The sequence below is a fragment of the Streptomyces spinoverrucosus genome (assembly GCF_006539505.1).
In the GTDB taxonomy this organism is placed as follows: Bacteria; Actinomycetota; Actinomycetes; order Streptomycetales; family Streptomycetaceae; genus Streptomyces; species Streptomyces spinoverrucosus.
Map to the genome: position 1 here is coordinate 48846 of NZ_BJND01000061.1, position 7178 is coordinate 56023.

A 7178-nucleotide genomic window follows, 5' to 3' on the forward strand; every position below is an offset into this window, starting at 1 on the left:
GTCCCTGAGCAGGGGCACATCGTTGGCCGGCGCCGTAGCCCGGCAGGTCAGCCGAGGGCCTGGATGAGGTCGTTGCACGCCTGCTCGCAGGAGCGGCAGGCTTCGGCGCACAGGCGGCAGTGCTCGTGCGCATCGGCGTGCGCGGAGCATTCGTCGGCGCAGGCTTTGCAGGCGGTGGCGCACGCGGTGAGGATCGCCCGGGTGATGTTGGCGTCGTAGCCGGTGTGCCGGGACAGCACGGACGCGGTGGCGTTGCAGATGTCGGCGCAGTCCATGTCGGTGCGGATGCACTTGGTGAGCTCGCCGACCATGCCCTCGGACAGGCAGGCGTCCGCACAGGCCGTACACGCCTGGGCGCAGGCGATGCATTCCTCGATGCAGCGGGTGAGCTTGTCGCGGTCGACCTGGCCCAGATCGGCCGGGTAGGTGGCGAGCATGTCCTTGACCGTGGTCATCACCGGTCGCCTCCTTCGGTTCGGTGCCGGAGGGGTGGCGGGCCGGGGCGGCCGCGCCTCTTCCCCTTCCGGCCCCTGCCGGGTTGGCCGTGGTCGGGCGACACAAACGCGGTCGGGCACCCCTGGTCCGCCAGAGGTGCCCGACCGCGTGGGCCTGTGCGACCCGTTGGTCAGTGGTAGGCGTGGACGACGGCGTGGCCCTTGCCGCGGCCGATCATCCACTTGTTGACCGGCGTGGTGATCAGGAACGCCACGGCGAAGCCGCCCAGCAGCGCCGACCAGAACAGCCCGTCGGACAGGTGGGCGTCCATCGCGCCTGGGGTCAGGGCGATGATGGCGTTGTCGACGAACTCCATCACGGCGATGGAGACGGTGTCGGCGGCGAGCGCGATCTTGATGGCGGACTTGAGGTCCAGTCCGGCCCGCAGGACCGCGAACAGGGTGAACGAGTAGCCGAAGAGGAACGCCAGCGCGATCGCCAGGACCATGGTGGGCACATTGCCCCACAGCAGCGCGGTGCCGATCACCATGCCGAGGATCTCGCCGATGGCACACCCGGTCAGGCAGTGCAGCGTCGCCTTCGCCGCCGTCGACCAGGAGGCCCCGGCCGCATGCCCTGCGTGGGTGGCGCGCTCGCCGGGAGCGGGGTGGCCCTCATGAGCGGCGTGGTGGTGAGCGGCGTCGGTGTGGTGAGCGGAGTGATCCATGACGTGTCTCCCCATCCGATCTCATCCAGTGTGGCCCGTGCCTGAGCCCCACACCCACATACCCTATACCCCCTAGGGGTATGCCGCCAGTGATTCGCCAACGTCAGCAGGAGACGTCAGGTGCTGCGCGGAGCGACCAAGCCTGATTCGTAGGCCATGACGACCAATTGAGCGCGGTCACGGGCGTGGAGCTTGGTCATGGCCCGGTTGATGTGGGTCTTCGCGGTCGTCGGGCTGATCACCATCTGGTCGGCGATCTCGTCGTTGGACAGGCCCTGCGCGGCCAGGGTGACGGCCTCGCGTTCGCGGTTGGTCAGTTGGTCGAGCCCCGGGCCCGTGCGGCTGGGCAGCGGCTGGGTGACGTACCGGTGGATGAGCTTGCGGGTGATCGAGGGGGCGAGCAGGGCGTCGCCGCGCGCGGCGACACGTACGGCGTGCAGAAAGTCGTCCGGCACGATGTCCTTGACGAGGAATCCGGCGGCGCCCGCGCGCAGCGCGTCGAAGACGTATTCGTCCAGGCCGTAGTTGGTCAGGATGACGACGTGGACCCCGGTCAGGGCCGGGTCCGCGGCGATGCGCCGGGTCGCCTCGATGCCGTCGACGCCCGGCATCTGGATGTCGATGAGCGCGACGTCGGGCAGATGTTTCCTGGCCAGCTCCAGGCCCGCCTTACCGTCGGCTGCCTCGGCCACCACCTCGATGTCGTCTTCGAGGTCGAGAAGTGCGCGGAATCCGCTGCGGATGAGCGGTTGGTCGTCGACCAGCAGGACACGGATCATGAGGTCTGCTCCACGGGGAGTTCGGCCTGGACGGTGAAGCCGCCTTCGCCGCGCGGTTCGGCGCGCAGCCGGCCGCCGAGGGCGGTGACCCGTTCGCGCATCCCGAGCAGCCCGACGCCGGGAGCCGGGGCGCGTTCCGGTGTGGCCTTGCCGTCGTCGTCGACGCGTATCGCGAGGGCGTCAGGACGGCAGTCGATCCGGACCGACGCCGTGGCAGCGTCCGCGTGACGGGCGATGTTGGTGAGCGACTCCTGCACGATCCGGTAGACGGTCCGGTCCACCGCGGCCGGTACGTCATGCTGTCGTCCCTCGATCGTGAGCGTCGCGTCCAGGCCCATGGCCCGGGCCCGTTCCACCAGTTCCGGAACGTCGTCGAGCCCGCGCGGCGGGGTCGTGTCGTCGTCGCGCAGCGCCTCCAGCGTCGCCCGCAGCTCCCTGGCCGCCTCACGTCCGGCCTCCTGGATCGCCAGGAGCGCCTCCGACACCTCCTCGCCACGCCTGCGTGCCACGTGCACGGCGACCTCCGCCTGCACCTTGATCACCGAGATCTGGTGGGTGAGCGAATCGTGCAACTCCCGCGCGATGCGCAGCCGCTCCTCGTCGGCGCGGCGGCGCGCGGTCTCCTCCCGGGTCCGCTCGGCCTCGTCCGCCCGCCGCTCGGCCTGCCGCAGCGCCTCACCCGCGGCGCCGGCCGCGATCAGCCAGGCCAGTTCGAGGGCGCCCCGGGCCTGTGCGAACGCCTCGCCCACCTCGTGCAGGCCCGAGGCCAGGGCCGCGAGGGGGAGAACGGCCAGCATGGTGACGCTCGCCGCCACCGTGACGGTGCGGTGTCCCGCCCGCACGGCGGCGTACACCGCGAACAGGTAGGCGACGGCAGGCACGTCGAAACCGGCCGCCTGGTACCCCACCGCGCACAGCCCGGTGACGACCAGGACGGGAACCGGCGCCCGGCGGCGCGCCGCCAGCACCAGGCCGCCGGCCGCCAGCAACGCGTAGCCCAGCAGGTCGAGGTCCGTGGCGGAGTGCTGCCCGGAGAGCCCGGTGACCACAAGCGTCGCCGCCACGCCAACGGCGATCATCCAGTCCATGACACCGGCCCGAACACCCCACCGTTCCTTGCGCATGCGCGCACCCTGGCCGGGCACCGCAGCGGGCGAGTCCCGCTCGCGGACGAGCGGCCGACTACCGCACAGGCAGTACGTTCGCGGCGCCTGCCACGCGTGCGGCAGCCGGGTGCGGCATCGGCGGCAGCGCGCATTGCCTGCGCCCGCTGGACGACCGGCGGTGGGTCCGGCCGACATGATCGGGCAACGACAGGTCGTGAGAAGACGCATGAAGACGTCGTGAGAAGACGAAAGAAGAGAAGGAGCGCCATATGTCCGTTCGTCCCCTGCTTGCCGCCGCCGGTTTCTACGACTTCAGCCTCGGACGGCTCGGTTCCACCACTGGCGCGCTGGTGGGGCTGGCCGGGGTGGTCATCGCCTGGCTGGCGCTGGCTCGCCCCGCCGGCCGTCTCGGCACTGCCAACGGGTCACTCGGGGCCATGGTGGCCATGGCGGCCGGGCTGATGAGCATGGCTCTCGGTGCGCTGGTCGCTGCCACCGCGGACGGTGGGCTCGGCACCGGCAACGGGCTGGGCGGAGCCTACGTGGCCCTGCTGGTCGGACTGATCGGCACGGCCCTCGGCGGGCTGGCTCTGTCCCGCTCCCGCCGCACCGGCTGAGGGCGCCGCTCGACCCGTACACTTGCGAAACCGATATCGGATTCGCAACTGTCGGCGGGGAGGTGGACTGCGGTGCGGGAGTTCCAGCGGGGGGCGGTGCGGTTGCACATCCTGCACCACGCGGCCGAGGGAGAGATCCATGGCGCGTGGATGACCAAAGAACTGGCCGAACACGGCTACGACATCAGTCCCGGCACCCTGTATCCCACGCTGCACCGGCTGGAGGCAGACGGGCTGCTGGTCTCCGAACAGCAGATTGTCGACGGCCGCACCCGCCGCGTCTACAAGGCCACCGCGGCCGGGAAGAAGGCACTCGCCGAGGACCGCAAGGCCCTCAGAGAACTGGCCCGCGAGGTCCTCGGCGACGACGCCTGACCCTGCCGCTGACTGGGCTGTGTCACGGCGTGCGCGCGGCCAGAGCGCGCCGTACGCCGTAGGCGGCGGCGCCGACAGCCAGGACCGCGGCGCCGGAGATGACCGAGGGCAGTGGCAGGGCGAACGCCAGGACAAGGCAGCCGACCAGCCCCACCACGGGGATCAGGGGGTGCGGGCGGCCCTCGTCCTTGGTGAGGGTCCAGGCGGAAGCGTTGGCGACGGCGTAGTACGCGAGGACACCGAAGGAGGAGAAGCCGATCGCGCCGCGCAGATCCGCCGTCCCGGCGAGCACCGCCACCACGGCGCCCACGAGCAGCTCGGCGCGGTGAGGCACCTTGAACGTCGGGTGCACGGCCGCGAAGGCGTGCGGCAGGTGCCGGTCGCGGGCCATTGCAAGGGTGGTGCGGGAGACACCGAGGATCAGCGCGAGCAGGGAGCCCAGCGCGGCCACCGCCGCCCCGACCCGGACAACCGGCGCGAGCCAGTCGACACCGGCGGCCCGGACCGCGTCCGACAGCGGTGCCGTGGCCTGCGCCAGCTGCTCCGGGCCGAGCACCGTCAGGACGGCGACGGCGACCGCGGCGTAGACGACCAAGGTGATGCCGAGCGCCAGCGGGATGGCCCGGGGGATGGTGCGCGCGGGGTCACGGACCTCCTCGCCGAGGGTGGCGATCCGCGCGTACCCGGCGAACGCGAAGAACAGCAGGCCCGCCGCCTGCAACACTCCGACGAAGGTGGCGTCGGAACCGACATCCAGCCGGGCTGCGTCCGCTGCGTCGGAGGTCAGGGCGGCGACCACCACGGCGGCGAGCACGGCCAGGACCACGGCCACGATCACCCGAGTCAGCAGCGCGGACTTCTGCACCCCGGCGTAGTTCACCGCGGTCAGTGCCACCACCGCGGCGACCGCGACCGCATGCGCCTGGCCGGGCCAGACGTACAAGCCGACCGTGAGCGCCATCGCGGCGCAGGAGGCGGTCTTGCCGACCACGAAGCTCCACCCGGCGAGGTACCCCCAGAAGTCGCCGAGCCGTTCGCGGCCGTACACATAGGTGCCGCCGGAGGCCGGGTAGCGGGCCGCGAGCCGGGCGGAGGAGGTGGCATTGCAGTACGCGACCACCGCGGCCAGCGCCAAGCCGATCAGCAGTCCGGAGCCGGCCGCGTGCGCGGCTGGAGCGAGGGCGGCGAAAATCCCGGCACCGATCATCGCCCCGAGGCCGATCACTACGGCGTCCGAGACCCCCAACCGCCGGTGCAGCTCGTCCGGCATCCCGGCGGCGGTCGACGACTCGCTCATCAGTTCACTCCTCGCGGCGCGGCGGCCGTATTACGGCCCTCGATATCGGCAGACGATATATGAGGGGGTGCAGTCAGCCCGCACCAGGCCATGGTCTTCGCCCCTGTGAACGCGCGTCATACACCCTGCACGGTCAGTGCTGTGCCGGGACGCCGAGGTCGTCGAGGAGTTGGCGGACGCGGCGCTCGATTTCCTCGCGGATGGGCCGGACGTCGTCGACGGTCCTGCCTGCGGGGTCGTCGAGGGTCCAGTCGAGGTAGCGCTTGCCGGGGAAGACGGGGCAGGCGTCGCCGCAGCCCATGGTGACGACGACGTCGGCGGCGCGGACGATCTCGTCGGTCCAGGGCTTGGCGAATTCGCGGGAGATGTCGATGCCGCGCTCGCTCATCGCGGCGATGGCGGCCGGGTTGATCTCGTGTCCGGGTTCGGAGCCGCCCGACCAGGCGACGGCGCCCTCGCCGGCCAGGTGCTGGAAGAAGCCCATGGCCATCTGGCTGCGTCCGGCGTTGTGGACGCAGAGGAAGAGCACGACGGGCTTGCCGTCGGTGATGTGGCCTTCGACCTTGGCCAGGGCGTGCAGGCGCTGGCGGGCGAATCGTTCGGCGAGCAGCGGGAGGTAGTTGGGGATGGTGCTGCGGGCGGCGAACTGGTCGTAGCTGGAGGTCAGGAAGCGTTCGATGGTCTCCTGGCCGAAGGTGCCGTCGAACTCGCGGCGCAGGTTGGTGGCGGCGGTGCGCAGGGCGAGCTGCTGGTCGATGCTCAGGTTGCGGTGCGGGAAGGACGCGGTCTCAGTCATCGCTGCCTCCAGGAGGGCGGACGGCGGGAGCCAGCCGGTCGATCCGGTCGGCGAGATCGCTCAGGGCGTCGGCGAAGGCGTCGTCGGTGCCGGTGCGGGTGGGGTCGGGGACCGACCAGTGCAGGCGGTCGGGGATGCGGGGGCCGAGTTGTTCGTGAGCGTTGTCGCAGACCGCGACCACCAAGTCGTCGGGGCGCAGCGTCTCGTCGATATGGGAGGTGCGGGCGGGGGTCAGGGAGAGGCCGTGTTTGTGTGCGGTGGCGACGGCGCGAGGGTGGACGCGTCGCGCGGGGTCGGTTCCCGCCGAGGCGGTCGGCACCGTGCTGTGCCTCTTCCACAGGGCCGCGGCGAGGTGGGAGCGGGCGGAGTTGTGCGTGCAGACGAACACCACGCGCGGTGCTGTGCGCAGGGCCGTTGGCATGAGGCCGGCCAGGTTTTGCACGCGCAGGCGCAGGTAGGTGCGCCGTCGGTCTCCTTCGGAGCGGGATCGCTCGATCAGGCCGACCTGGTCGAGCAGCTTGAGGTGGTGGGCCAGGAGATTGCTGGGCAGGCCCAGTGCTTCGCCGAGTTCGCCGGGTGAGGCGTCGCCCAGCATCAGCCGGTCGATGATTGCAAGGCGCGCGGGTTCTCCCAGTGCCGCGTGCCGCTGTGCTCGCGCCACCACCGATGCAGACCACTCAGCGTTCATTGAGTCAATTTTTGTTGAGCTGATTTCGTCCTGTCAATGCCCTCGCGGTGGGAGCAGGTTCGGGTAAGCGCGACAGGGGTCTCAGCCCTCGACCGCGGTTTTGTCCGGCTCGGCGGTCTGCTCGGTGTCGGCGAGGGCAGCGAGGAAGCGCTCGGCGTCGAGGGCGGCGGCGCAGCCGGTGCCGGCCGCGGTGATTGCCTGGCGGTAGGTGTGGTCCACCACGTCACCGGCGCCGAAGACACCGGTCAGGTTGGTGCGGGTGGAGGGGGCGTCGACCTTGAGGTAGCCCTCCTCGTCCAGCTCAAGCTGGCCCCTGAACAGCTCGGTGCGCGGGTCGTGGCCGATCGCGATGAACAAG

General features: G+C 71.1%; 10 protein-coding genes. 2 read left to right on the forward strand and 8 right to left on the reverse strand.

What is annotated here, in order from left to right; translation table 11 throughout:
- Positions 1-47 precede the first annotated feature (47 nt).
- The 4 genes from SSP24_RS33005 to SSP24_RS33020 form a co-directional block, all read right to left on the reverse strand.
- Positions 48-455 (reverse strand): four-helix bundle copper-binding protein, encoded by a 408-nt coding sequence (locus SSP24_RS33005; RefSeq protein ID WP_141313640.1) that lies wholly within the window; start codon positions 453-455, stop codon positions 48-50.
- A gap of 170 nt (positions 456-625) precedes the next feature.
- Entirely contained in the window at positions 626-1162 is a 537-nt protein-coding gene (locus SSP24_RS33010) for a DUF4396 domain-containing protein (protein ID WP_141313641.1), read from the reverse strand.
- Positions 1163-1278: 116 nt separating this feature from the next.
- Positions 1279-1941, reverse strand: coding sequence for a response regulator (locus tag SSP24_RS33015; protein ID WP_141313642.1), 663 nt, complete (start codon positions 1939-1941; stop codon positions 1279-1281).
- On the reverse strand, positions 1938-3065 hold the full coding sequence (locus SSP24_RS33020) for a sensor histidine kinase (RefSeq protein WP_141313643.1): 1128 nt from the start codon (positions 3063-3065) through the stop codon (positions 1938-1940). The genes SSP24_RS33015 and SSP24_RS33020 overlap by 4 nt, the downstream gene beginning before the upstream one ends.
- 251 nt (positions 3066-3316) lie before the next feature.
- Here SSP24_RS33020 and SSP24_RS33025 point away from each other — a divergent pair, with 251 nt between their 5' ends.
- The gene (locus SSP24_RS33025; RefSeq protein ID WP_141313644.1) at positions 3317-3664 is read left to right on the forward strand and encodes a DUF6223 family protein; all 348 of its coding nucleotides are present in this window, start codon (positions 3317-3319) and stop codon (positions 3662-3664) included.
- 72 nt (positions 3665-3736) lie between these two features.
- Positions 3737-4039, forward strand: coding sequence for an Rv3488 family transcriptional regulator (locus SSP24_RS33030; RefSeq protein WP_141313645.1), 303 nt, complete (start codon positions 3737-3739; stop codon positions 4037-4039).
- 22 nt (positions 4040-4061) lie between these two features.
- Here the strand turns inward: SSP24_RS33030 and SSP24_RS33035 are convergent, their stop codons facing one another.
- The 4 genes from SSP24_RS33035 to SSP24_RS33050 form a co-directional block, all read right to left on the reverse strand.
- The gene (locus tag SSP24_RS33035) at positions 4062-5336 is read right to left on the reverse strand and encodes an APC family permease (protein WP_141313646.1); all 1275 of its coding nucleotides are present in this window, start codon (positions 5334-5336) and stop codon (positions 4062-4064) included.
- 133 nt (positions 5337-5469) lie between these two features.
- Complete coding sequence (locus SSP24_RS44470) at positions 5470-6132, reverse strand: arsenate reductase ArsC (protein WP_141313647.1); 663 nt, start codon at positions 6130-6132, stop codon at positions 5470-5472.
- Complete coding sequence (locus SSP24_RS33045; protein ID WP_141313648.1) at positions 6125-6820, reverse strand: arsenate reductase/protein-tyrosine-phosphatase family protein; 696 nt, start codon at positions 6818-6820, stop codon at positions 6125-6127. The genes SSP24_RS44470 and SSP24_RS33045 overlap by 8 nt, the downstream gene beginning before the upstream one ends.
- Positions 6821-6901: 81 nt before the next feature.
- Positions 6902-7178 (reverse strand): FAD-dependent oxidoreductase (locus SSP24_RS33050; RefSeq protein ID WP_167529766.1); only part of this gene is annotated, 277 nt, incomplete at its 5' end.

What these genes read in the sequence shown, in the direction of transcription:
- SSP24_RS33005 (WP_141313640.1), bottom strand. Translation starts at nt 455, where the DNA reads ATGACCACGGTCAAGGACATGCTCGCCACCTACCCGGCCGATCTGGGC.
- SSP24_RS33010 (WP_141313641.1), bottom strand. Translation starts at nt 1,162, where the DNA reads ATGGATCACTCCGCTCACCACACCGACGCCGCTCACCACCACGCCGCT.
- SSP24_RS33015 (WP_141313642.1), bottom strand. Translation starts at nt 1,941, where the DNA reads ATGATCCGTGTCCTGCTGGTCGACGACCAACCGCTCATCCGCAGCGGA.
- SSP24_RS33020 (WP_141313643.1), bottom strand. Translation starts at nt 3,065, where the DNA reads ATGCGCAAGGAACGGTGGGGTGTTCGGGCCGGTGTCATGGACTGGATG.
- SSP24_RS33025 (WP_141313644.1), top strand. Translation starts at nt 3,317, where the DNA reads ATGTCCGTTCGTCCCCTGCTTGCCGCCGCCGGTTTCTACGACTTCAGC.
- SSP24_RS33035 (WP_141313646.1), bottom strand. Translation starts at nt 5,336, where the DNA reads ATGAGCGAGTCGTCGACCGCCGCCGGGATGCCGGACGAGCTGCACCGG.
- SSP24_RS44470 (WP_141313647.1), bottom strand. Translation starts at nt 6,132, where the DNA reads ATGACTGAGACCGCGTCCTTCCCGCACCGCAACCTGAGCATCGACCAG.
- SSP24_RS33045 (WP_141313648.1), bottom strand. Translation starts at nt 6,820, where the DNA reads ATGAACGCTGAGTGGTCTGCATCGGTGGTGGCGCGAGCACAGCGGCAC.